Origin of the sequence: Halobacillus sp. A1-3 (genome assembly GCF_050971765.1) — a bacterium.
Lineage (GTDB): Bacteria > Bacillota > Bacilli > Bacillales > Halobacillaceae > Halobacillus > Halobacillus mangrovi_B.
This window is the reverse complement of sequence record NZ_JBPCEO010000004.1, coordinates 339,756-362,530: the sequence shown is the minus strand read 5'-3', so window position 1 is coordinate 362,530 and position 22,775 is coordinate 339,756. Positions and strand designations below refer to the sequence as shown.

The following is a 22,775-nucleotide window of genomic DNA, read 5'->3' as shown; positions in this document are numbered from 1 at the left end:
ATGAAGATGGAAAAAGCCATACTAGCTTCCATTACATTAAAATCAGATAAGGTTTCGGGAAGTGCTGCTGTCTTCCATTGTGATACGAAAGAGGAAATGGAAGCTGTAGCAGCCAACTTAGAAGCGATTTTAGACGGAATAGCTCACCGTCTAAGTGATTCGCTCTATATAATCGTAAAGCATTGATTCGAATTGTGTATTAAAAGAAAGTCTGCTAAAATAAGAAAGTTAATGGCTATCTGCTGTTCTATGGAGAGAAGCTGTCTCGCAGCATGCCCATAGAAGAGCAGTCTTTTTTTGCCAATAAGAGAGAGATTATCAAAGTATGATACCGACTTTTACGTTTCCATGCTTGTTAAAACGTGAAATAATGAAAATAGAATGAGGAAAGGATGATCCTTTCATGAGAAAATCAGTTGTTGCGATAGTTGGACGGCCGAATGTTGGAAAGTCTACGATTTTCAACCGGCTTGTTGGAGAAAGAATATCCATTGTAGAAGACACCCCTGGGGTGACTCGTGACCGTATCTATGCTGAAGCTGAATGGCTGACCACAACCTTTAACGTTATAGATACTGGTGGGATCGAACTTGGTGATGAGCCGCTACTTGTACAAATGAGAGCGCAAGCCCAAGTGGCCATCGATGAATCAGATGTTATTATCTTCATGGTCAATGGCCGTGATGGAATTACAGGTGCTGACGAAGAAGTAGCAAAATTATTATTTAAATCGAATAAACCAGTTGTCCTTGCTGTGAATAAGGTGGACAATCCTGAAATGCGGGAGAACATTTATGAATTTTATTCTCTTGGTTTTGGCGAACCTTTTCCTATATCCGGTACTCATGGCCTTGGCTTAGGGGACATGCTGGACGAAGTTGTTAACCATTTCCCAGAGCAAGTTCAAGAAGAAATTGAAGATGATACGATTCGCTTTAGTTTGATCGGCAGGCCGAATGTAGGGAAGTCTTCCCTTGTTAACAGTCTGTTAGGTCAGGAACGTGTTATCGTCAGTGATATTGCCGGAACGACAAGGGATGCTATTGACACACCTTTCTCTAAAGATGATCGAGACTTTGTGATCATTGATACAGCAGGCATGAGAAAACGAGGGAAAGTGTATGAATCAACTGAGAAATACAGCATCATTCGGGCGTTGAAAGCGATAGAGCGGTCTGATGTGGTGTTAACCCTAATTGATGCTGATACAGGGATTCAGGAACAGGACAAGAAGATTGCCGGCTATGCCCATGAAGCTGGAAAAGCTGTGATCATCGTCGTAAATAAATGGGATACGGTTGATAAGGAAGAAAAGACGATGAAGGAATTTGAGGATAAAGTCCGTTCCGATTTCCGGTTCTTGGATTATGCTCCTATCGTGTTTCTTTCTGCTAAAACGAAGAAACGGATTCACACCCTACTGCCAAAAGTGCTTGAAGCTAGTGAGAACCATGCTAAACGTGTACAAACGAATATATTGAACGAAGTGATCATGGATGCGCTAGCCATGAATCCATCTCCGTCCATTAAAGGTCAAAAACTGAAAATTTTCTACGCCACTCAAGTTTCTGTCAAACCGCCTAGCTTTGTCGTGTTTGTCAACGAACCTGAGCTAATGCATTTCACTTATGAGCGTTTCTTGGAAAATAGGATTCGAGATGCTTTCGGATTTGAAGGAACACCTATTAAAATCTTTGCCAGAAAACGCAGTTGATCGTAAATGAAGGGAGTAGGTAACATGGAGAAAGTAGCTGTTCTAGGGGCAGGAAGCTGGGGTACTGCTCTTGCCCTTGTCCTTGCTGATAATGGTCATGAAGTCGCTTTATGGTCGCATAGAAAAGAACATGCTGAGGAAATTAACCGTCTACACACAAACGAGAAATACTTGAAAGGGATCTCTATTCCAGAAACAATCGTAGCCGATAATGACTTATCCAAGGTTGTTGATGGGGCTAAACATATTGTTCTTGTTGTCCCTACCAAAGCAATCCGAGAAGTATGTCAGGACTTGACAGAAGTACTTAAAGAGAAGGTTACTATTACTCACGCTTCCAAAGGTATCGAACCAGGAACTTATAAGCGTGTTTCAGAAATTATTCAAGAAGAGATACCTCAAGAGTTTTACGAAGATATTGTAGTCCTCTCAGGGCCTAGTCATGCGGAAGAAGTGAGCCTGAGACAACCAACAACTGTAACAGTTTCTGCAAAAGAATTACATGTAGCTGAAAATGTACAGGACCTGTTCATCAATAGTCAGTTCAGGGTTTATACGTCTCCGGACCTTGTTGGAGTTGAACTTGGAGGTGCTTTAAAAAATATTATAGCACTGGGAGCGGGAATCTCTGATGGCTTAGGCTACGGAGACAATGCGAAAGCGGCTTTGATTACACGAGGACTAGCTGAAATTGCTCGTCTAGGAACTTCTATGGGAGCTAATCCCCTTACCTTTTCCGGGCTTACAGGGATTGGAGATTTGATTGTGACTTGTACAAGTTCTCACAGTCGAAACTGGCGTGCCGGATATAAATTAGGTCAGGGTAATGATTTAGATGAAGTGCTAGAACAGATGGGAATGGTCGTGGAAGGAGTTCGCACAACGAAAGCTGCCTATCAACTTTCTAAGGATCAAGAAGTTGAGATGCCAATTACTGCTGGAATTCATGAGATTCTCTTTGGAAAAGCGGATCCAAGAGATGTCGTCGATCAATTAATGACAAGAATTCGCAGACATGAGATGGAAGATTTAACAAATATTTTAGATGATCAAATGAATGACTGACAAATGACCTCCTTTGTGCATACACTATCAAGAACTTAACGCACGAGGAGGTCAACTGTATATGAGTGATTTTCAAAAGAATATTTTTGATCATTTGAAAAAGAAGGCCAACATCGATCCTGAAGATGTTTTCAAAGTAGCTAATTCTGTACAGAATGCGGATTTTACTGATGAGAAAACGGTTCGCAGATTGGTAAGGCAGTTAGCCAAAGTCGCGAATAAACCCGTATCTAAGAAAAAAGAAGACAAAATTGTCGAAGCCATTACGAAGCAAAACATGCCTTTAGATATGAACACATTAGGAAAGTTTTTAAAAGGTTGATCGGAAAGTGGGCGCCTGAGGAGGCAGTCCTTCAATAATATGCATAAAATAACTCGCAGCAATGATTATACATGAGCTGATCGGGAATTATTTAGTCAACCGGAACGTACATACGTTCCGGTGTTTTTTTGGTTAGCTTTATTGCGGTTGAGGTAAAAATAACAGTTGGAATAATTACTTGGAATGCGTATAGAATCCCGGGCATTAACCCTGTTGAGGTATCATAAAGAATGAACCAAGCTTTTGCGCATACTTATCAGAACGGCTGGCAGTCCCCTTACGCTTTCACATCCACGTGTGATATAATACGATCAGCAAAATGTACATAAAGGGGGGACACCTATGTCTGAGTCAATGCTCAAAATGTACATTTCCTTCGCAGGAATCATATTTCTCTTCCTTGCGTTGGGATTGATCTATTTAAGCAGACATAAACTATCCGGCCTATTATCTGGAATCGTTGCATTCTTTGCCTATACGTTCATGATTTTAGGTGGGCTTATAATTTTTTATATCGTCTTTAGTGGGCCGACGGCGTAAGAAAAGGGGGACTCATCATGAAATGGCTTAAATTACTTCTCTTGTTTCTGTGCATGATTGTCCTGTCGGGGTGCCTATACCCAAGCAGTCAGCTTCAGAAAAACCAAGTACCTAATCAAGTTCAATTAGAGTCGATCCAAACGGCTGTCGATACATTTCAAAGCAACTCTGGCGGACTATTACCTATAAAAACGAAACCGCAAGATACACCTGTCTTTCAAAAATATCAGCTTGACTTCAGTAAACTGAAGGAACAAGGGTTAATTGGAGAACTACCAGGAACTTCTTTTGAGAATGGCGGCCATTATCAGTACGTGATCATTCACCCTGAAAAAGATCCTACCGTAAAGGTGCTGGATTTAAGGACGACTGAAGAACTAAGATCATTGCAAGTAAAAGTGAAATTTTATCAAGACAGTAATCGTTATCCTCCGCTGGGTGACCAAATAGCCAGAGGCGTGTACGCATTAGATTATGAAAAGGTAGGGTTGGAAGAAGAACCAATGATTGACAGCCCTTATTCCCAGCAAATGCTTCCCGTATATTTGAATGCCAAGGGAGAAGTACTAATTGATTATCGAAAGGACCTTTATAACTATTTGCAGAACAAAGACCACTCTTATGAAAGTGGAGATGATATACGATACTTATTAACAGACCACGCACCATTTGTGCCTGGATATTCAGAAGCTTATACAGTAAAAGACGGAGAACCAATATTCATGAGTGAATATGAATCCTAATAAGAACCGCTTCCCTTTAGGGGGCGGTTTTTATTTTGGGTCTATAAATCTAAGTATCTTGAATGAGGATGATTATAGATTCATAAAATAACTGTGAGCCTTTCCCGTTGGGTATACGGTTTTCTATTGATTCTAGAATTTCTTGCATAATTCTCTAGGACAACATCATAGAATTAGATTGTCTAGGCTTGTATGTTGGTGAAATTTTTTATTTGGGAGGGGATCCTTTGGAAAAGGTAGATATCTTTAGTGATATTTCCAAACGGACGAATGGGGATATTTATTTAGGTGTCGTTGGAGCCGTTCGTACCGGCAAATCCACATTTATAAAGAAATTTATGGAACTTGTGGTCTTGCCGAATATGGAAGAAGAATCCGAACGTGAACGAGCGATGGATGAACTTCCTCAAAGTGCTGCAGGTAAAACAATTATGACGACTGAACCGAAGTTTGTGCCGAATCAAGCAGCAACCATCAATATTGATGATCATTTGGACATTCGTGTTCGGATGGTGGACTGTGTAGGATACGCAGTTAAAGGTGCTGTTGGTTATGAAGATGAACATGGTCCACGAATGATTCACACTCCATGGTATGAAGAAGCCATCCCGTTTCATGAAGCAGCTGAGATTGGTACCCAAAAAGTAATCCAGGAGCATTCGACAATAGGAATTGTTGTAACTACAGATGGAACTATTGGAGATATTGCTCGCGAGGATTATGTAGAAGCAGAAGAGAAGGTCGTCGAAGAGCTTAGGGACGTAGGAAAGCCCTTCATTATGATTGTAAACTCTGCGCAACCTCATGCGGAACGTACAGAGACTTTAAGAAGTCAACTAGCTGAAAAGTATGATATTCCAGTACTCGCATTATCTGTAGAAAGTATGCGGGAGCAAGACGTACAAAGTGTTTTGAGAGAAGCCTTATTTGAATTCCCAGTCCTTGAGGTCAATGTGAATCTGCCGAGCTGGGTAATGGTGCTGGATTCAAGACACTGGCTAAGAGAGAACTTCCAGGCGGCTATAGAAGAAACTGTAAAAGATATCAAAAGGCTTCGTGACGTAGATACAGTTGTGGGTAATTTCGACAATTATGAATATATTACGGGAGCACATATATCTGGTATGGATCTTGGTGAGGGAGTTGCCGAGATTGACTTGCAGGCACCGGAACACCTCTATGATCATGTTTTGAAGGAAATTGTAGGTGAAGAGATTCGCGGTAAAGATCACCTATTAGAAATCATGCAGGATTTTTCCCATGCTAAGCGAGAATATGATCAAGTAGCCGATGCCCTTCAAATGGTAAAACAAACGGGATACGGAATTGCAGCACCTTCGCTTGAAGATATGTCGCTGGAGGAACCGGAAATCATTAGACAAGGATCAAGATTTGGTGTTCGTTTGAAAGCAGTCGCCCCGTCAATTCACATGGTTAAAGTTGATGTTCAATCAGAATTTTCTCCAATTATCGGTACAGAAAAACAGAGTGAAGAGCTGGTAAGGTATTTGATGCAGGACTTTGAAGAAGATCCATTATCCATCTGGAACTCAGATATATTTGGTCGTTCTTTAAGTTCGATCGTTCGTGAAGGTATCCAGGCGAAACTAGCCCTAATGCCTGAAAATGCTAGATACAAATTACAGGAAACTCTGGAGCGGATTATAAACACAGGCTCCGGTGGCATGATTGCAATTATTCTATAACGGCTCCTAGTGGGCCGTTTTTAATTTTTTCTATTTTTGACTCAGTGGTTGTTTTTTCATAGCAGGATAGAAGAAGACTCGATTTCGAAATCACTTGGATTCGTATACGTGAATTGTTAATGAAGAGCTTGCAGTCATCCTAACCGAAAGCGAGCAATTTGCCGAACCTATCCTTTGAATAGGTAACCGAAACGGGTGATCTCGAAACCGGATCTCGGATTAGGAGCCGGTTTTATAGCAGTGGTTTCTGCGTTCAATTGCCCTTAAATTCTTACTTGAACAAGAATATTTGTGGTATCAAAGCAGTTTTTTATAAAAAAATTAAGTAAAAATAAAGGAATTCTCCTCCTCCATGTCGTAATATCCGTTTAAAGGATAAAAAAACAGGTGGAAACCTGTCATGACAAGGGTTATAGCTTCTTGCATGTCTTATTTTATTATGGTAAGCTACTCATGAAATGAAGCGGAATTCACCTTAAAAATCGCTTTGTAACGCGATTGTTAAAGGATTATCTATTGAATTTCGTCAGAAACTCGTTTAATATAAGGCGTGTCATCAATTGATGACTGCTATATAAACATTTGAAGTGCATTATCGTGTACTAGAATGAGATTAACCCTCTTGGGAGGAGGTGAATGTCATGAACAAAACAGATCTAATCAACGCAGTATCTGAAAAAACTGATCTTTCTAAGAAAGATGCTACACAAGCTGTAGATTCTGTATTCGAATCTATCATGGATTCACTTAAAGACGGTGAAAAAGTCCAACTTATCGGTTTTGGAAACTTTGAAGTTCGTGAGCGTGCGGCACGTAAAGGTCGTAACCCACAAACTGGTGAGGAGATTGAAATCTCTGCAAGCAAAGTTCCAGCTTTTAAACCAGGTAAAGCCCTTAAAGATGCGGTTAAATAATTAGCTACATAGGGCTAAAAAGGGTGCAAAATGCACCCTTTTTTCTTATTTTAGGGCATAAATAAGAAAGTGTAGAATTTTTGACATGAACAAACATGTAAGAGATAGTAGAAGTAGAGGAAGGTGGCTTGAATAATATGACTACATCAAATAATGATTTTTTCGTCATTAAAGCCTTAGAGGATGGAGTAAATGTCATTGGACTGACACGCGGAACGGATACTAGGTTCCATCACTCAGAGAAGCTGGATCGTGGGGAAGTAATGATAGCCCAGTTTACTGAACACACTTCAGCGGTGAAGGTTCGTGGCAAAGCAGTTATTCAGACGAGTCATGGAGAGGTAACGAATGAAGCAGAGTGATCAGCTCTGCTTGTTTAATCGAGTATACATATAAAGCGCTTAATGGTTAATTATGCTATAATGAGTGTGGTTTATTAGCGTTCATGAAGGGATCAGGTGATCAAGTTGAATTCATCAGATAACGATATCAAACAACTTAAAGAAAAAATCGCATCAAAAGTTCGCCATCCTTTTTTGGCACGATTCATACCTGAACCGACCATAGATGAAGACAAATTGGTTATCTTAACGTCGATCATGGATCATACGAATCTTTCTGATGTAAAAAAAGAGCAGTATATCATTACAACTATGCTTGTACAAATAGCCTTGGATACGCATGATCTTGTGTCTTTGACAGAAGAGGACGATGATCATGATACCATCCGTCAGCGACAGCTGACCGTACTCGCGGGCGATTATTACAGCGGTTTATATTATTATCTGTTATCTCAACTTGATGATATACCGATGATCCACACGCTTGCAGGTGCCATTAAAGAAATCAATGAACTAAAAATGGAACTTTACTATAAAGATGTGGAATCGTTTCAAGAATTCCTAAACGGCCTGAAAAAAATTGAGTCTTTGTTAATTCAGAGAGTTGCTTCTTACGTACAAAAAACAATCATTAACGATATGGCCGGTGAATGGCTCCTTGCTAAAAAATTGTTAGAAGAAAAGCGGAGTTACCAGGAAGGAAAATTCTCACTGCTCATTGATGTGTTAATGAACCGGTCCGGGATCCTAGGAAACAGCGGTCAAGTTATTATGAGTATCGAACAAATCCTTCAAAGTCACGTACATCGTTTAGAAGTGACTGTCTCCCAACTGCCTATTCATTTTAATTGGCTCAAATCCTATGTTCATGCCGCAATACATCATCAATTCAATCAGAGAAAGATAGCGGAAGAAGGGTAAGAATGGAACAGCAAACAAAAGAAGAACGTGTTCATCACGTATTTGAGAAAATATATAACCGATATGACAAAATGAATTCAATCATTTCTTTTCAACAGCACCGGCTTTGGCGTAACGATGTAATGAAACGGATGCAAGTGTCTAAGGGCGATCAAGCTTTAGACGTCTGTTGTGGTACTGGTGACTGGACAATGGCACTCGCAGATGCTGTAGGACCAGGTGGAAAAGTTATTGGCCTGGATTTTAGCATCAACATGCTATCTGTGGGGATCAAAAAGAAGATGGATTCTCGTGTTAAACAAGTCGAGTTTGAACACGGCAATGCGATGGAGCTTCCTTTTGAAGATAATTGTTTTGACTACGTAACCATCGGCTTCGGACTTAGAAATGTACCGAATTATCTACAGGTACTTAAAGAGATGCACCGTGTTGTAAAACCTGGAGGAAAAGTTGTCTGTCTAGAAACTTCACAGCCTTCCAATGCTATATTCAAGTCGATTTATTATTTCTATTTCAGCAATGTTATGCCGATCTTTGGAAAAATCTTTGCTAAAAGCTATCAAGAATATAGCTGGCTTCAGGAGTCCGCTAAAGACTTCCCTGATAAAATCAAATTGAAGAGAATGTTTGAAGAAGCAGGATTAACCAATGTTCAAGTGAAATCCTATACGGGTGGTGTCGCAGCCATGCATATGGGGGAAAAGCAATAGTTAGGGATGAAATCAATGAAATTAGCGATGATATATTCTTTTTTAAAACAGGATTTGACTACAATTGAATCAGCTGTAAACGAAACAATCCAGTCGGACAATCCAGTATTAAGAGAGGCGTCAAGTCAACTACTGCAGGCAGGGGGGAAAAGGATCCGTCCGGTTTTTGTCTTGTTAGCAGGAAAATTTGGTGATTACGATATTGAGAAGATGAAAGCGGTCGCAGTTTCATTAGAACTTATACATACAGCTTCCCTCGTACACGATGATGTGATAGATGAAGCAGAACTCAGGCGTGGCGAGCCTACTATTAAATCCCGCTGGGACAATAGGATTGCCATGTATACTGGAGACTATATTTTTGCTAGATCACTTGAGAATTTATCGGCCTTGGAAAACCCTAGAGCTCATCAAATCTTAGCAAAAACTATGGTCGAATTGTGCCTAGGCGAAATTGAGCAAATACGAGACAAATTTAATAGTAAACAAAATTTAAGAACTTACTTGCGTCGGATTAAGAGGAAAACGGCACTGTTAATTGCAGCGAGCTGCCGACTTGGTGCAATTGCAGCAGATGTTAAAAAAGAAGAAGAAATCGCCTTGTATCAATATGGTTACTATGTTGGAATGTCTTATCAAATAATCGACGACGTACTTGACTTTACCGCTTCAGAACAAGAATTAGGCAAACCTGCAGGCAGTGACTTGCTTCAGGGAAATATCACTTTGCCCGTTCTCTACTCAATGGAGGATGAAGACTTTAGACAGCAGTTAGAGGAACTTTTCGCCAAGGGTGAAGGCTTAACTGCAAAAGATCTTCAACCGGTTATTCAACGAATAAAGACGAATGGTTCCATAGAAAAATCGTTAGAAGTGAGTGACAGGTACCTTGCTAAAGCCTATGACTCCCTTTCTAAACTGCCTGCTAACCGCGCCAAACAGACGTTGAAAGGGATCGCCAAGTATATTGGTAAAAGAAGGGCTTAACTCTATTGCTATCGCTTACATTATTTGATAGACTTTTTATGGCACTTATTAAAAGCGCTTTCACTCTAATACATAAAACGAGGTGTATCACATGGAAAAGACTTTTTTAATGGTTAAGCCTGACGGAGTACAACGTAATCTAATTGGCGAGATCGTGGCTAGATTTGAAAAGAAAGGGTTCAAGTTAGTAGGCGCTAAGCTTATGATTATTCCTCAAACACTTGCTGAAAAGCACTATGGTGAACATAAAGATAAGCCTTTCTTTGGGGAGCTTGTAGATTTCATCACATCTGGTCCTGTATTCGCAATGGTATGGGAAGGGGAAGAGGTTATTGCCACTGCCCGTAAAATGATGGGGACTACAAAACCTCAAGAAGCAGCTCCTGGAACAATCCGAGGAGACTTCGGTGTCACAGTTGGTAAAAACGTCATTCATGGTTCAGATTCACCAGAAAGCGCTGAAAAAGAAATCAATCTCTTCTTTGACAAAAGCGAACAATCCGATTATGAGAAAGATAATCTAAGCTGGGTTTATTAATCAAAGAAAACCGCCTGAGTTTCAGGCGGTTTTTTCATTGTCTAAGAAGTTTGTGTTTGAATGGCTCTCTTGCGTTGTATGGCTATTTCCAGCACCTGTGCCAAGTTCTCGAGGCTGTAAATGAATCGATTTGTTGATGTATATTACTAGATTCTACCTTTTAGTTCTTTCTTAGTTTTTAATGAGCTATTTACATCTTCACCGCGTTAAAGTACCATTGGATAAGAAGTGCTGAATTAATTTAGTTAGAATTAAGATTACTTATGCACTATTCACAAGAGTTGTTTTTACACCATTCATAAAAGTAAAATTGAAGTAGTTGCTCCATTATAATAGGGAATTAAACTCATGGATCTTGAAACTTTTAAAAAAATTGAATATTTAAAGAACACAAACATAATTCCTTGTGATATAGTAATACGTAAAATTTATTGCTGAGAATACTTCAGTTTTTATACATCTGATAGGAGGACTTTGTTCATGCGTTATTTAACCGCTGGCGAATCACATGGTAAACAATTAACAACCATCATTGAAGGAGTACCATCACATCTCCCTCTATTAAGAGAGCAGATCAACGAATCGTTAATCCGTCGTCAAGGTGGATACGGACGAGGAAAACGTATGCAAATTGAAAAAGATCTTGTAGAAATTACAAGTGGTGTACGTCACGGTTATACATTGGGTTCACCAATCACGTTAGTCGTACATAATGATGATTTTAAGCATTGGACCGATATTATGGGAGAAGACCCTCTTCCTGAGGAAACTAAGGATATTCGTCGTACTGTAACTAAACCACGACCAGGGCATGCAGATTTAAACGGAGGAATGAAATACGGTCACCGTGACATGAGAAATGTACTTGAACGTTCATCTGCAAGAGAGACAGCTGCTCGTGTCGGGGCTGGTGCAGTAGCGAAGGTGTTATTAAGTGAATTAGGTATAGAAGTTTCGGGCTACGTAAGGGAGATAGCTGGAATTGTGAGTGATGTTGATGAGAATCTTTCTTTAAAAGAGCGGAGAGAGATTTCTGAAGCCTCTCCAGTCAGGACATTTGATGAAAGTGCTGCTGAGAAAATGATGAAAGCCATCGATGTTGCGAAAAAAGAAGGGGATTCTATTGGAGGTGTCTGTGAGGTTTATGTAGAGGGCATGCCTCCAGGGATCGGTTCATATGTTCAATATGATCGGAAGCTCGACGCAAAGATCGCAGGCAGTGTAATGAGCATCAATGCTTTTAAAGGTGTTGAATTTGGAATTGGATTTGAAGCAGCTAGAAGAAACGGCAGTCAGGTTCACGATGAAATCCTGTGGAGTGAAGAACGGGGATATTATCGCCGTACGAATCGCTTAGGTGGTTTTGAAGGCGGAATGACTACTGGCATGCCTATCGTTGTAAAAGGCGTAATGAAGCCTATCCCAACACTGTATAAGCCGTTGCAGAGTGTTGACATTGATACAAAAGAACCTTTTAATGCTAGTATTGAACGTTCTGATTCATGTGCCGTTCCTGCAGCTTCAGTAGTTATGGAACACATCGTAGCTTTTGAACTTGCAAAGTCTATTACGGATGAATTTCCAGCTGACTATTTCCCTCGCCTGAAAAGAGCCGTTGATGATTATCGACAAGAAGTTAGGGAATTTTAAATGACATCTTTAATGATCCAATCAAGTACCCATGATTACGAAGTTGTATTAAAAGCGGGCGCGCGGCGAGAGTTGGCTAACTACGTTGATGAGTCTTATCGAACTATTCTTATAATATCTGATGATAAAGTTGCGCAGATTTATTTGGAAGACGTTGTTCAAAGCCTTAGGGAAAATCACGATGTTCATACTTCCGTAATCCCTTCAGGCGAGGCCTCTAAAAGCATGACGCAATACGAAAGGTTACTTGATGCTTGTATTGATGCTCAACTTGATCGGAAATCTCTTATTATTGCTCTAGGAGGCGGAATGGTTGGTGATTTAGCGGGATTTGTAGCTTCTACCTATTTGAGAGGGATCGATTTCATCCAAATGCCTACGACTATCCTTGCGCACGACAGCAGTGTGGGAGGAAAGGTTGCCATAAACCATTCTAAAGGGAAAAATATGATCGGCAGTTTTTATAATCCTGTGATGGTGATCTATGATATGGAAACTCTGTCGACATTACCGGAGGAAGAAATTCGTTCAGGTTATGGAGAGGTGATTAAACACGCCTTGCTAAGTGATGAAGAATGGACTAACGAATTATTCCAGTTTTCTTTGCCATCCTTGACGATAGACCAGCTGACATCAGACCTCACAAGAGGAATTCGTGTCAAAGCTGACATTGTAGAAAAAGATGAGAAGGAACAAGGCTTAAGAAGACACTTGAATTTAGGGCATACTTTGGCTCATGCAATAGAAGCAGAACTGGGATATGGAAAGATTACCCATGGAGAGGCAGTAGCAATTGGGATTTGTTTTACTCTACAACTAAGCAAATATAAACTTACTTCTAGTTTACCGGTAAATGATTATGTAAATTGGTTGAAGAAAAACAATTATCCTGTACAGAAATTGCAAGATCTCAAGCCGGAATTATTAGTTGAAAGAATGAAATGGGATAAAAAAGCTGTGCAACAAAAAATCCATTATGTTTTGTTGACAAATATCGGCTCTCCGTGTGTCATGCCAGTTTCAGAAGGAGAACTGAAAGAAGAACTGAAGCGTTTTTTTGAAGAGGTGATTCTTACATGATACGTGGAATTAGAGGGGCAACAACAGTAGAAAATAACGAAGCTAAAGAAATCATATCCCGGTCGGTAGATCTATTACAAGAGATGGTGAAGGAAAATAATATCAACCCCGATGATGTGGCGTCTGTATTTTTCACAGTGACAGGAGACATTAATGATACATTTCCTGCAAAATCTTTACGTGAATTGGAAGGTTGGACATACGTTCCAGTTATGTGTATGACAGAAATTCCGGTTCCCGGGGGTTTACCCTTATGTATTCGAGTGATGGTCACGGTAAACACAAACAAAGGGCAAAAAGAAGTAAAGCATATCTATCACTATGAAGCTAAACAGCTAAGACCGGATTTAAAGCGTTGAGAGGAGTTTTTCCAGATGAAAGCGAAAGATATTCTAAAAACGATGAAACCATACAAGCCTGGGAAGGGAATAGAAGAAGTTAAAAAAGAGTTCGGTTTAGAGCGGATTGTAAAACTTGCTTCTAATGAAAACCCATATGGATTCTCTTCCAAAGTAAAAGAGGAACTACCAAAGTTGATCTCCAAGCTGGAAATCTATCCCGATGGTTATGCGGCTGCCATAAGAGAAAGAGTAGCAGAATTTATAAGTGTGGATAAGGAGCAGCTTATTTTCGGAAATGGATCAGATGAAGTGGTGCAAATTATTTGCCGTACCTTCTTAGAGCCAGGATCTAATACGATCATGGCGACTCCAACTTTTCCCCAATATCGTCATAATGCATTGATTGAGGGAGCAGAGGTCAGAGAAGTTCCTCTTATTGAAGGTCACCATGATTTAGAGGAAATGCTTTCGCAAATTGATTCTGAAACACGAGTGTTATGGATATGTACACCAAACAACCCGACTGGTGTCCATATCAATAAAGATACCTTAAAGTCTGTTCTTGACCGCGTACCGGATCATGTACTAATTGTTCTTGATGAAGCTTACTTTGAGTACGTAGAAGCAGATGATTTTTTTGATTCACTTTCTGTTATAGATCAATATCCAAACCTAATGGTATTGCGCACTTTCTCGAAAGCTTACGGCTTAGCTGGATTAAGAATTGGATATGGCGTTGCGCAACCAGGTTTGATTCAGTTATTAGAACCAGCAAGAGAACCTTTTAATACTTCTACGGTAGCTCAAGCGGCTGCAATTCTAGCTTTAGACGACCAAAATTTCATAGAAAAATCTTTTGAAGAAAATAAGAAGAATAAAAAGGCTTTAATGGAATTTTGTGAAGAGCAAGGGTTGACTTACTTTGATTCTCAAGCGAACTTTTTACTCATCCATTTACCTATAAGCGGAAACGAAATGTTCGAACACCTTCTTTCTAAAGGATTTATTGTCCGATCTGGAGAAGCACTTGGCCTCCCAAATTCTATAAGACTGACAATCGGTAGAAAAGAGGATATGCAGCGGATCCAGGAGGAAATGAAGATCAAGTTGAATTCAGGTGTTGAGTAATGAAAGAAACAGTACTAATCGTTGGGCTTGGCTTAATAGGCGGTTCATTAGCCATGAACGTATCAGAAAAAGAAGATGTATTCGTCATCGGGATGGATAAGGATGAAGAAACGATGAACATGGCTTTGAAGCAGGGGGTCATTCATCAGGCTTCAAAAAGTTTTTCGAAAGCCGTAAAGGAAGCGGATATCTTAATCCTTGCAACACCAATATCCATTACCATCGACTTTCTTAACCAGCTGGAGGATATCGACCTTTCAAAACCGTTGCTTGTAACGGATGTGTCCTCAGTTAAAAATAAAGTGCTGGAAGCAGCAAATAAGCTTACACACCCACAGCTTTCTTTTGTGGGAGGGCACCCTATGGCTGGATCCCATAAGCAAGGTTACACAGCTGCTAAACCGCATTTATTCGAAAACGCCATATACGTTTTGACGCCTTCGATCCATGCAACAGAAGCGGAAGCTGAGCGACTGAAGCAATTATTTTCAAAAACAGGGGCCAGGTTTTTAACGTTTACAACAAGTGAACATGATGAAATGACCGCAGTCATTTCTCATTTTCCCCATTTAATTGCATCTTCTTTAGTCCATCAGGCTAGAGAATGGCAAAAAACTCACCCCTATATTGAACATTTAGCAGCAGGCGGGTTTAAAGATATAACAAGAATTGCATCTAGTAATCCGAAGCTATGGCAGGACATCTTTTTTCAAAATCGTACACTGCTTATATCAATGCTGGATGACTGGATTGATGAAATGCAGACAGTAAGAAACTTTTTGAAAGACCAAGAAAGCGAGCAAACCTATAAGTATTTAGTAGAAGCCAAGCAGTATAGAGATGGTTTGCCTGTACGTGAAAAGGGTGCGATTCCCTCTTTCTATGATATCTACGTTGACATTCATGACCAGCCTGGTGCAATTCATGATGTTATAGGTTTGCTTGCAAATGAGAATATAAGTATTAAAAATATCCAAATTCTCGAGATTCGAGAAGGAATTACGGGTGTTTTACGAATCAGTTTTGCTACAAATAAAGACCAAGTAGGTAGCAAAAAGCTGCTAGAAAAGCATCAATATGAAGTGATGTTACAACAGTAAGGGGTGGAGAAAGTGGCTGTAATTGAAATAGAACCTTCAAAAGGGGGCTTAAGCGGAACGCTTGAAGTTCCTGGAGACAAATCAATTTCTCACCGTTCTGTGATCTTTGCATCATTGGCTGAGGGTACTTCAAAGGTTAGCAACTTTTTGACGGGAGAAGACTGTTTAAGGACGGTTAATGCTTTTAGAAGCTTAGGCGTTGAGATTGAACAGAGTGAGGATAATTTAGTTATTCATGGAAAAGGGGTAGATAACCTTAATGAGCCGGTCGTACCTATCAATTTTGGTAATTCCGGTACCACCGCACGGCTTATGAGTGGTGTACTTGCAGGATTGCCGCTTTTTACTGTAGCGTATGGTGACGCCTCATTGTCGACACGTCCCATGGATCGTGTCGTCGTGCCTCTTAAAGAGATGGGTGCTGCCATTTCTGGCAGGCAAGAAGCTTCTTTATTGCCTTTATCCTTTGAAGGCACAACCTTGAGAGGGAAAGACCATAAACTTAAGGTAAGAAGTGCACAGGTGAAATCATCTTTATTATTAGCTGGACTGCTTGCTGAAGGGGAAACTTCAGTAACTGAGTTGGGTAAGACAAGAAATCATACAGAAATGCTGCTCCCTCAATTCGGGGTCGATTTATCCGTTAAGGACTCGACCATTACGATTAAAGGTGGGCAGAGGTTGAAAGCTTCTGATGTACATGTCCCAGGAGATATTTCTTCAGCAGCTTTTTTCATAGTAGCAGCTGTCGTGACGCCTGGAAGTGAGTTGACATTAAAGAATGTAGGCTTAAACCCTACTCGTGATGGAATAATTCGTGTAATGAAAGCCATGGGCGCTTCCATTGAAACAAATATCCACACCTATGTAGGAAAAGAACCAGTAGGGGACGTCCATATTAAGTCAAGTACTTTAACAGGTACTACCATAGAAGGTGAAATGATTCCAAACGTAATTGATGAGATTCCAATTATTGCCCTTGCGGCTACCCAAGCAGAAGGGACGACCGTTATAAAGGATGCAGAAGAGCTAAGGTACAAGGAGACTGATCGCATTTCTGCAGTAGTTGACAACCTTAATCAGCTAGGGGCACACGTGGAAGCACGTCAAGACGGGCTTGTCATTCATGGAGGGAGCACCTTAAATGGTGGCACTGTGGACTCACTTGGAGATCACAGAATTGGAATGATGGGAGCCGTGGCTTCCTTAATCAGTGAAACCTCTGTTACGATTGTAGGAAAAGAATGTATCAATATTTCTTATCCATCCTTCTTTTCTCATTTAGATAAAATAAGAAAGTAAATAAACTTCATAGTTTTATGAAAGCTCTCATACGATATAAAAAGCCTATTGGAGGTTACTATCGTATGGGAGCTTATTGGTTTAGGAACAATAGATCAACTTTTGAGGAGTTGACGGTTTGTAAAGAGAAGTTTGTAAGGGATCGAGTAGGGTCTGGTTCATACTGGCAGATGAATACAAACGGACTCTATGTTTCGCCAGGTCACATTATGGTCGACCGAAAAGCTCCACTAGAGACTTCTGACTCCCCAATTGCAGAAGCTGTGGAATACATAAAAAGAGGATGCACCTTGTTATTGATTCAACACCTAGTGACTAGCATACGCCACTTCCGAGAGCTATATGACACTTTTCTGGAGAAATTAGATGAACTGCCAATTGACTATATGGTGATACCTGTAATAAAAGCAAAGGCAGTAAAACCAGAAATGGTGCGCTATTACTCTCGAAGAGGTTGTCCCTTTTTATGTATAGTTGTAAATTCTCAAGAAGAACTAGCAGAAGTTAAGTGGGAATGGCTGGTTCAGGCTCAATCTCATAAGCGTATTCCATTCACATTAATCGTCAAAGATCAAAAAAACACGTCAAATAATTACCTGGAAATGTGGTCTTCACTTCGCAAACAGTATGGTATCATAGGGTTAACAGATATGCAGGACGATGAAATGGTAACTGCACAGAACTTAAGGGATAGTGGAATCTTTCCTTCAAAGGGAGGTTTTCAGCCAGGTGGTCAAGCTGACTACAACTTATATTTCATTGATGAAGCCACTATGTTTGATGAACAAAGGAATTTCAGATATCATAATTCTGTTCCGAAAGTAACGGTTATGAATGGTACGATCAAACAGGTTAATCAAAAGGTTGTAAACTATGATCCAGGTTCACACTTAAAAGTGAAAATCCACAAGCATTTTGTGTAGGAAGAAAGGATGTCATCATGGAGGAAATACAAAAAGCAGTTCGCCTTATGGAAGAGCATAAGACGGAAGAGGCAATTAACACTCTTACAACGTATCTACCAGAAGCAGATGAAGAGGAGCGCTTTACCATTGCGGAGCTATATATCCAATGGGGGATGCTTGAGGAAGCTAAAATGGTTCTTCATGAGTTGATTCAGCGCTATCCAAAAGAACAAGAATTGAAAGTGATGATGGCAGAAATCCATATCGATTTGGATGAAGACGATGAAGCGATTGAGTTATTAAATCAGTTTGGACCCGAAGATGAGGACTATTTGCAGGCACTTGTACAGCTGGCAGACCTTTATCAGGCACAAGGCCTTTATGAAGTGGCGGAACAAAAGCTGCTTACAGCTAAACAAGTAGAACCTAATTCAGCGATCATTGATTTTGCTCTAGGGGAGTTGGCTTTTTCAAATGGGGAATACATGAAGAGTGTTCCGTATTATGAGAATGCCATGCACCACCAGCCGGTCATAGGGGATATTGAGGTAGCTACAAGGCTGGCTGAGGCATATGCAGCGAATGGAGAGTTTGAAAAATCTCTAGATTATTTCCAAAGAGTTGAAGAAGATAATCCAGATGTCATGTTCCGCTATGGGTTTGTTGCTTTTCAAGCCAACCGGAATGATATCTCCATCAAGGTCTGGGAAGAGCTGATGGAGAAAGACCCTTACTTCCAATCCGTTTATCCTCACTTAGCACAAGCTTACGATTTTGAGGGGATGCCAAAAGAAGCTTTGGAAATGGCGAAAAAGGGTCTAGAGAAAGATGAATTTAATAAGGAACTTTATCACCTCGCAGCTACCCTTTCACATAGACAGGGGAACAAAGAGGAAGGATACAGACTAATGCGGGAAGCCGTGGCGCTGGATCCAGGTTATAAAGAAGCTGTCTTATTCTTAATTGAAAATTATAAAAGTGATGGGGATTTTGAGGCGATTATTGAACTCATCAATCAGCTGATATCCTTTGGAGAAGAGGACCCAAATTATCTTTGGGAACTAGCTCAAGCTTATGAGGAAGAGGAACAATTTAAAGAAGCCTATGAACAATACAAACAAGCTTATCCTTCTTTGAAGGAAGATACAGACTTCTTAAAATCATACGGTTATTTCTTAGTTGAAGAAGGGCGAATGAAAGAAGCCCAACAAGTCTTAAGTGAATATTTATCAATAGACCCTGCAGATACAGAAATTGAGGATTTTGTAGAGAGGCTAAAGGAACAAAACGATTAATAAGGGCGCAGGAGGGGCGCATATGCAAACACCTATTTCTGTCAATGAGAAAAAGGATTTTGTCCGCTGGTTCTTAAATCATTATCAATTAAAGAAAAGGGAAAGTGTGTGGATTCTTAACTATCTGATGAATCACGAAACGTTATTATCAAGCGTGCATTTCGTTCAAGAGGTCAAATTTTGCCCTCGAGGTATGGAAATCAGTGCTCAAGGGGTATCTGATCCTCCATTCCGTTTTTACAAAGGTCAAGTCATGACTAATGACGCCGAGAAATCGTTTCATGACCTCCGTATGAATCAAGATGAACCTGTTTATATCCAAATGAATTTTGATAAAGCTCAGCAATGTTCCAAGTATGCTCTGGTTTTAGAAGAAAACCCCTACCTACCGAAAGATTATTATTTGAACGAACGTGATAAAAATGAAGCGGACCGGCTATTATCTCTAAGCTTGTTAAAGCATAGACAAAGGCAGATAGAAAATAAGATAGATGAAGCTCTTATTCATGGCAAACGGGAAGAATTCAAAGACTTATGCGATGCACTTACTAAGTTGAAGCACGAATTAAAAGCATACGTCTAATTCATTTTTTAGAAAATCAGGAGCATCTTTGGATGTTTCCTGATTTTTATTTTTTCAAAATTTTAGTACAATGAAAATTAAGTAAAGAAAGGAATGTATGCATCATGCGTTGGATTAAAACAGATACTACACAATACTTACCAGAAAAAGAATACATCGATACTGTCATCATACCTTTGATCCCTTTCGATCCAGCTGATGACAGCCAGATGCCCAAACACGCTTTTCAGAGGGAGCTCAACCAAGTTTTTACTCAACTCGTAGAGAAGGAGTATAGGGGAAGGGTGTTTTTGTCTCCTGAATATTATTACTTACATGGACAGTTGGAGCAAGAGGTTGAGAGACTTAACAAATGGATAGAGCAATTCGACAAGCAGCCATTTCAACATATTTTCCTGTTTACTTTCGATCCAAAATGGAAGAAGTATGAGAAAGAATTAACGGGACAACTGCTCTGGGTGCCTGGAATGCAGTCCGGTAATATTCAGTCAACAGAAACACAATCTTTTGTAAAGGAACAGGCCCATCAAATCAGTGAATTCATTCAGGCCTTCTGGTGATCTGAAAAGTTACGACAAGGTCCGATAATTTATTGACCGGGCTGTAAGATTGCGCTATCATGGTAATGTCCTAGTAAACTGTGTGTAAACAATCCATGTCGCATGGATTACAGCATAGAGGGGGGAAAAGAATGAGTGATAAAAAACGAGTATCCCGTCGTCAATTTTTAAACTACACACTGACTGGTGTAGGCGGTTTCATGGCTGCTGGAATGCTTGCTCCGATGGTTCGATTCGCGATCGACCCTGTCTTACAGAAACAAGAGGGTGGGGATTTGAAATCTGTTGCTTCAGTTGATGAAATTACGAATGAACCAACACGTGTCGAATGGACGATTGATCAGGTTGATGCCTGGTATGAATCGGAAGTTCAGAAAACGGCATGGGTGTACAAAGATGAAAATGGCGACATTGTTGCACTTTCACCGATTTGTACTCACTTGGGCTGTACAGTAGACTGGGGTTCTAATGAAGAATACCCTAACCAATTCTACTGCCCATGCCATGGTGGACGCTATACGAAAGATGGTGTTAACGTACCAGGAACACCACCAACAGCACCACTACCTGTTTTTAAACACGAAGTAAAAGATGGCATGCTTTATCTTGGAGATGCACAATCTAGAAAGAAGGGGGTATAGTTCATGCTGCAAAGAATTTATGACTGGGTGGACGAGCGTGTAGATATTACCCCTTTATGGCGCGATATCGCCGATCACGAAGTGCCTGAGCATGTCAACCCAGCACACCACTTTTCAGCTTTTGTTTATTGTTTCGGCGGATTGACGTTCTTTGTAACGGTTATCCAAATTTTATCCGGTATGTTCTTAACGATGTATTATGTGCCTGATATCGAGAATGCCTGGAAATCTGTTTATTATTTACAAAGAGAGGTAGCATACGGCCAGATCGTGCGTGGGATGCACCACTGGGGCGCAAGTCTTGTTATCGTAATGTTATTTCTACATACATTGCGGGTATTCTTCCAAGGCGCATACAAGAAACCACGTGAATTGAACTGGGTAATTGGAGTATTGCTGTTCTTTGTCATGTTAGGTCTTGGGTTCACAGGATATCTGCTGCCATGGGATAACAAGGCATATTTCGCCACGCAAGTTGGTTTAGAAATTGCCGCAGCGACTCCACTTATAGGTGATGAAATACGTACATTGCTTGCTGGTGACCCATCAATCGTAGGAGCACAAACGCTTACACGATTCTTTGCGATACACGTATTCTTCTTGCCGGCTGCATTGTTTGGGTTAATGGCATTCCATTTTATCTTAATCCGAAAACAAGGTATTTCCGGTCCACTATAAAACTGTAAGTTAAAAAAGGAGGGAAAGCTGTGCATAGGGGAAAAGGGATGAAGTTCGTTGGTGATTCGCGTGTCACCGCTGAACAAAAAGCCAATTTACCAAAAGACTATTCGGAATATCCGGGTCGTACGGAAGCCTTCTGGCCGAACTTCTTGTTAAAAGAATGGCTTGTGGGATCTGTGTTTTTGATCGGCTTCTTAATTTTGACTGCTGCTCACCCATCACCACTTGAGCAACAGGCCGATCCGACGAACGCTAGTTATATTCCGTTGCCAGACTGGTATTTCTTATTCTTATACCAATTTCTAAAATATGAGTTTGCTGGTGGAGAATTTATCGTACTTGGTGCGATTGTAATGCCAGGACTAGCTTTCGGAGCTTTATTACTTGCTCCATTCTTGGACCGTGGTCCAGAGCGTCGGCCACATAAGCGTCCAATCGCTGTAGGACTAATGCTTCTAGGATTTTTTGCAACTTTCTGGTTAACATATGAATCTGTACAACATGCTGATTATGCTCATCGTGCTGAGAAGTATGGTGTAAATATTGAAGCGGTAGAATCTGAAATTAACAAGGACGCTCCTGGCTATGCAGTTTACGAGGCTAACTGTTTAAGCTGTCATGGTGATGCACTTCAAGGACAAGGAAGTTACCCAGCTCTGATGGGAACAGAAAAATCTGTTGAAGAGATTAAAGACATTGCTGTGAACGGTATCGGGCAGATGCCAGCGGGTGTTTTCAATGGATCTGATGAAGAACTTCAACAGCTTGCTGAATTTATTAAGAACGCAGGTTCTGGTGGAGGAAGCGAAGGTGGTTCTTCTGAGGGCGGTTCTGAAGAAGGTGGATCTTCTGAAGGAGAAGGTTCTGGCTCCGGCGAGGGCTCTGAGTCTGGCGAAGGTTCCGGCGAAGAATCTGGCTCAGGAGAAGGCTCTGGCGAAGGGTCTGAATCTGGTCAAGAATCCGGCTCTGAAGAGTAAAATACCATAAGAAAGATAAGAGGCCGTGCTC

Annotated in this window: 26 protein-coding genes; all 26 read left to right on the top strand. The window is 40.6% G+C overall.

Translation table 11 applies throughout. The annotated features are described in order from the left end of the window. Entirely contained in the window at nucleotides 1-186 is a 186-nt protein-coding gene (locus ACRYKC_RS09675; RefSeq protein WP_433806518.1) for a capping complex subunit for YIEGIA, read from the top strand. A gap of 217 nt (nucleotides 187-403) precedes the next feature. Next, nucleotides 404-1,714: a ribosome biogenesis GTPase Der gene (der, locus tag ACRYKC_RS09670; RefSeq protein ID WP_433806517.1), complete on the top strand. Its 1,311-nt coding sequence runs from the start codon at nucleotides 404-406 to the stop codon at nucleotides 1,712-1,714. A 24-nt stretch (nucleotides 1,715-1,738) separates the two neighbouring features. Continuing rightward, nucleotides 1,739-2,779: an NAD(P)H-dependent glycerol-3-phosphate dehydrogenase gene (locus ACRYKC_RS09665; protein ID WP_433806516.1), complete on the top strand. Its 1,041-nt coding sequence runs from the start codon at nucleotides 1,739-1,741 to the stop codon at nucleotides 2,777-2,779. 61 nt (nucleotides 2,780-2,840) lie between these two features. Continuing rightward, entirely contained in the window at nucleotides 2,841-3,101 is a 261-nt protein-coding gene (locus ACRYKC_RS09660; protein ID WP_085029714.1) for a stage VI sporulation protein F, read from the top strand. A gap of 342 nt (nucleotides 3,102-3,443) precedes the next feature. Beyond that, nucleotides 3,444-3,641, top strand: a complete 198-nt coding sequence (locus tag ACRYKC_RS09655) for a DUF2768 domain-containing protein (RefSeq protein WP_433806515.1) — start codon at nucleotides 3,444-3,446, stop codon at nucleotides 3,639-3,641. A gap of 17 nt (nucleotides 3,642-3,658) precedes the next feature. Continuing rightward, a complete protein-coding gene (locus ACRYKC_RS09650) occupies nucleotides 3,659-4,384 on the top strand; it encodes a hypothetical protein (protein WP_433806514.1) in 726 nt (241 codons plus the stop codon). Nucleotides 4,385-4,611: 227 nt separating this feature from the next. Then, nucleotides 4,612-6,090 (top strand): stage IV sporulation protein A, encoded by a 1,479-nt coding sequence (gene spoIVA / locus ACRYKC_RS09645; RefSeq protein ID WP_433806513.1) that lies wholly within the window; start codon nucleotides 4,612-4,614, stop codon nucleotides 6,088-6,090. 641 nt (nucleotides 6,091-6,731) lie between these two features. After that, complete coding sequence (locus ACRYKC_RS09640) at nucleotides 6,732-7,004, top strand: HU family DNA-binding protein (protein ID WP_014643523.1); 273 nt, start codon at nucleotides 6,732-6,734, stop codon at nucleotides 7,002-7,004. 137 nt (nucleotides 7,005-7,141) lie between these two features. Beyond that, entirely contained in the window at nucleotides 7,142-7,366 is a 225-nt protein-coding gene (mtrB, locus tag ACRYKC_RS09635; RefSeq protein WP_433806512.1) for a trp RNA-binding attenuation protein MtrB, read from the top strand. A 96-nt stretch (nucleotides 7,367-7,462) separates the two neighbouring features. Next, nucleotides 7,463-8,266 (top strand): heptaprenyl diphosphate synthase component 1, encoded by an 804-nt coding sequence (locus ACRYKC_RS09630; RefSeq protein WP_433806511.1) that lies wholly within the window; start codon nucleotides 7,463-7,465, stop codon nucleotides 8,264-8,266. 2 nt (nucleotides 8,267-8,268) lie between these two features. Beyond that, nucleotides 8,269-8,976, top strand: coding sequence for a demethylmenaquinone methyltransferase (locus ACRYKC_RS09625; protein ID WP_433806510.1), 708 nt, complete (start codon nucleotides 8,269-8,271; stop codon nucleotides 8,974-8,976). Nucleotides 8,977-8,991: 15 nt separating this feature from the next. Next, nucleotides 8,992-9,963 carry a heptaprenyl diphosphate synthase component II gene (gene hepT, locus ACRYKC_RS09620; RefSeq protein ID WP_433806509.1) on the top strand — a complete coding sequence of 324 codons (972 nt, stop codon included), beginning with the start codon at nucleotides 8,992-8,994 and terminating at the stop codon, nucleotides 9,961-9,963. A gap of 91 nt (nucleotides 9,964-10,054) precedes the next feature. After that, the gene (gene ndk, locus ACRYKC_RS09615) at nucleotides 10,055-10,501 is read left to right on the top strand and encodes a nucleoside-diphosphate kinase (protein WP_433806508.1); all 447 of its coding nucleotides are present in this window, start codon (nucleotides 10,055-10,057) and stop codon (nucleotides 10,499-10,501) included. 480 nt (nucleotides 10,502-10,981) lie between these two features. Continuing rightward, on the top strand, nucleotides 10,982-12,151 hold the full coding sequence (aroC, locus tag ACRYKC_RS09610; RefSeq protein WP_433806507.1) for a chorismate synthase: 1,170 nt from the start codon (nucleotides 10,982-10,984) through the stop codon (nucleotides 12,149-12,151). Then, nucleotides 12,152-13,231, top strand: a complete 1,080-nt coding sequence (aroB, locus tag ACRYKC_RS09605) for a 3-dehydroquinate synthase (RefSeq protein ID WP_433806506.1) — start codon at nucleotides 12,152-12,154, stop codon at nucleotides 13,229-13,231. Beyond that, a complete protein-coding gene (aroH, locus tag ACRYKC_RS09600; protein WP_433806505.1) occupies nucleotides 13,228-13,590 on the top strand; it encodes a chorismate mutase in 363 nt (120 codons plus the stop codon). The genes aroB and aroH overlap by 4 nt, the downstream gene beginning before the upstream one ends. 15 nt (nucleotides 13,591-13,605) lie before the next feature. Further along, nucleotides 13,606-14,700, top strand: a complete 1,095-nt coding sequence (gene hisC / locus ACRYKC_RS09595; RefSeq protein ID WP_433806504.1) for a histidinol-phosphate transaminase — start codon at nucleotides 13,606-13,608, stop codon at nucleotides 14,698-14,700. Beyond that, complete coding sequence (locus ACRYKC_RS09590; protein WP_433806503.1) at nucleotides 14,700-15,800, top strand: prephenate dehydrogenase; 1,101 nt, start codon at nucleotides 14,700-14,702, stop codon at nucleotides 15,798-15,800. The genes hisC and ACRYKC_RS09590 overlap by 1 nt, the downstream gene beginning before the upstream one ends. A 12-nt stretch (nucleotides 15,801-15,812) precedes the next feature. Beyond that, on the top strand, nucleotides 15,813-17,102 hold the full coding sequence (aroA, locus tag ACRYKC_RS09585) for a 3-phosphoshikimate 1-carboxyvinyltransferase (RefSeq protein ID WP_433806502.1): 1,290 nt from the start codon (nucleotides 15,813-15,815) through the stop codon (nucleotides 17,100-17,102). A 65-nt stretch (nucleotides 17,103-17,167) separates the two neighbouring features. Then, nucleotides 17,168-18,025 carry a hypothetical protein gene (locus ACRYKC_RS09580; protein WP_433806501.1) on the top strand — a complete coding sequence of 286 codons (858 nt, stop codon included), beginning with the start codon at nucleotides 17,168-17,170 and terminating at the stop codon, nucleotides 18,023-18,025. A 17-nt stretch (nucleotides 18,026-18,042) separates the two neighbouring features. After that, on the top strand, nucleotides 18,043-19,302 hold the full coding sequence (locus tag ACRYKC_RS09575; RefSeq protein ID WP_433806500.1) for a tetratricopeptide repeat protein: 1,260 nt from the start codon (nucleotides 18,043-18,045) through the stop codon (nucleotides 19,300-19,302). 22 nt (nucleotides 19,303-19,324) lie between these two features. Then, nucleotides 19,325-19,885: a ReoY family proteolytic degradation factor gene (locus ACRYKC_RS09570; protein WP_433806499.1), complete on the top strand. Its 561-nt coding sequence runs from the start codon at nucleotides 19,325-19,327 to the stop codon at nucleotides 19,883-19,885. Nucleotides 19,886-19,989: 104 nt separating this feature from the next. Beyond that, a complete protein-coding gene (locus ACRYKC_RS09565) occupies nucleotides 19,990-20,445 on the top strand; it encodes a YpiF family protein (protein WP_433806498.1) in 456 nt (151 codons plus the stop codon). Between the two features lie 131 nt (nucleotides 20,446-20,576). Further along, nucleotides 20,577-21,086 (top strand): QcrA and Rieske domain-containing protein, encoded by a 510-nt coding sequence (locus ACRYKC_RS09560; RefSeq protein WP_433806497.1) that lies wholly within the window; start codon nucleotides 20,577-20,579, stop codon nucleotides 21,084-21,086. A 3-nt stretch (nucleotides 21,087-21,089) separates the two neighbouring features. Beyond that, nucleotides 21,090-21,764 carry a menaquinol-cytochrome c reductase cytochrome b subunit gene (gene qcrB, locus ACRYKC_RS09555; RefSeq protein WP_433806496.1) on the top strand — a complete coding sequence of 225 codons (675 nt, stop codon included), beginning with the start codon at nucleotides 21,090-21,092 and terminating at the stop codon, nucleotides 21,762-21,764. 29 nt (nucleotides 21,765-21,793) lie between these two features. Continuing rightward, nucleotides 21,794-22,744: a c-type cytochrome gene (locus ACRYKC_RS09550; protein WP_433806495.1), complete on the top strand. Its 951-nt coding sequence runs from the start codon at nucleotides 21,794-21,796 to the stop codon at nucleotides 22,742-22,744. Nucleotides 22,745-22,775 lie beyond the last annotated feature (31 nt).

Coding starts and splice junctions, on each gene's coding strand:
- hisC (WP_433806504.1), top strand. CDS start 13,606: ATGAAAGCGAAAGATATTCTAAAAACGATGAAACCATACAAGCCTGGG.
- aroB (WP_433806506.1), top strand. CDS start 12,152: ATGACATCTTTAATGATCCAATCAAGTACCCATGATTACGAAGTTGTA.
- der (WP_433806517.1), top strand. CDS start 404: ATGAGAAAATCAGTTGTTGCGATAGTTGGACGGCCGAATGTTGGAAAG.
- ACRYKC_RS09655 (WP_433806515.1), top strand. CDS start 3,444: ATGTCTGAGTCAATGCTCAAAATGTACATTTCCTTCGCAGGAATCATA.
- mtrB (WP_433806512.1), top strand. CDS start 7,142: ATGACTACATCAAATAATGATTTTTTCGTCATTAAAGCCTTAGAGGAT.
- ACRYKC_RS09625 (WP_433806510.1), top strand. CDS start 8,269: ATGGAACAGCAAACAAAAGAAGAACGTGTTCATCACGTATTTGAGAAA.
- ACRYKC_RS09580 (WP_433806501.1), top strand. CDS start 17,168: ATGGGAGCTTATTGGTTTAGGAACAATAGATCAACTTTTGAGGAGTTG.
- ACRYKC_RS09660 (WP_085029714.1), top strand. CDS start 2,841: ATGAGTGATTTTCAAAAGAATATTTTTGATCATTTGAAAAAGAAGGCC.
- ACRYKC_RS09675 (WP_433806518.1), top strand. CDS start 1: ATGAAGATGGAAAAAGCCATACTAGCTTCCATTACATTAAAATCAGAT.
- ACRYKC_RS09650 (WP_433806514.1), top strand. CDS start 3,659: ATGAAATGGCTTAAATTACTTCTCTTGTTTCTGTGCATGATTGTCCTG.
- ndk (WP_433806508.1), top strand. CDS start 10,055: ATGGAAAAGACTTTTTTAATGGTTAAGCCTGACGGAGTACAACGTAAT.
- ACRYKC_RS09565 (WP_433806498.1), top strand. CDS start 19,990: ATGCGTTGGATTAAAACAGATACTACACAATACTTACCAGAAAAAGAA.
- ACRYKC_RS09640 (WP_014643523.1), top strand. CDS start 6,732: ATGAACAAAACAGATCTAATCAACGCAGTATCTGAAAAAACTGATCTT.
- qcrB (WP_433806496.1), top strand. CDS start 21,090: ATGCTGCAAAGAATTTATGACTGGGTGGACGAGCGTGTAGATATTACC.
- ACRYKC_RS09590 (WP_433806503.1), top strand. CDS start 14,700: ATGAAAGAAACAGTACTAATCGTTGGGCTTGGCTTAATAGGCGGTTCA.
- ACRYKC_RS09575 (WP_433806500.1), top strand. CDS start 18,043: ATGGAGGAAATACAAAAAGCAGTTCGCCTTATGGAAGAGCATAAGACG.
- aroC (WP_433806507.1), top strand. CDS start 10,982: ATGCGTTATTTAACCGCTGGCGAATCACATGGTAAACAATTAACAACC.
- ACRYKC_RS09665 (WP_433806516.1), top strand. CDS start 1,739: ATGGAGAAAGTAGCTGTTCTAGGGGCAGGAAGCTGGGGTACTGCTCTT.
- ACRYKC_RS09560 (WP_433806497.1), top strand. CDS start 20,577: ATGAGTGATAAAAAACGAGTATCCCGTCGTCAATTTTTAAACTACACA.
- aroH (WP_433806505.1), top strand. CDS start 13,228: ATGATACGTGGAATTAGAGGGGCAACAACAGTAGAAAATAACGAAGCT.
- hepT (WP_433806509.1), top strand. CDS start 8,992: ATGAAATTAGCGATGATATATTCTTTTTTAAAACAGGATTTGACTACA.
- ACRYKC_RS09570 (WP_433806499.1), top strand. CDS start 19,325: ATGCAAACACCTATTTCTGTCAATGAGAAAAAGGATTTTGTCCGCTGG.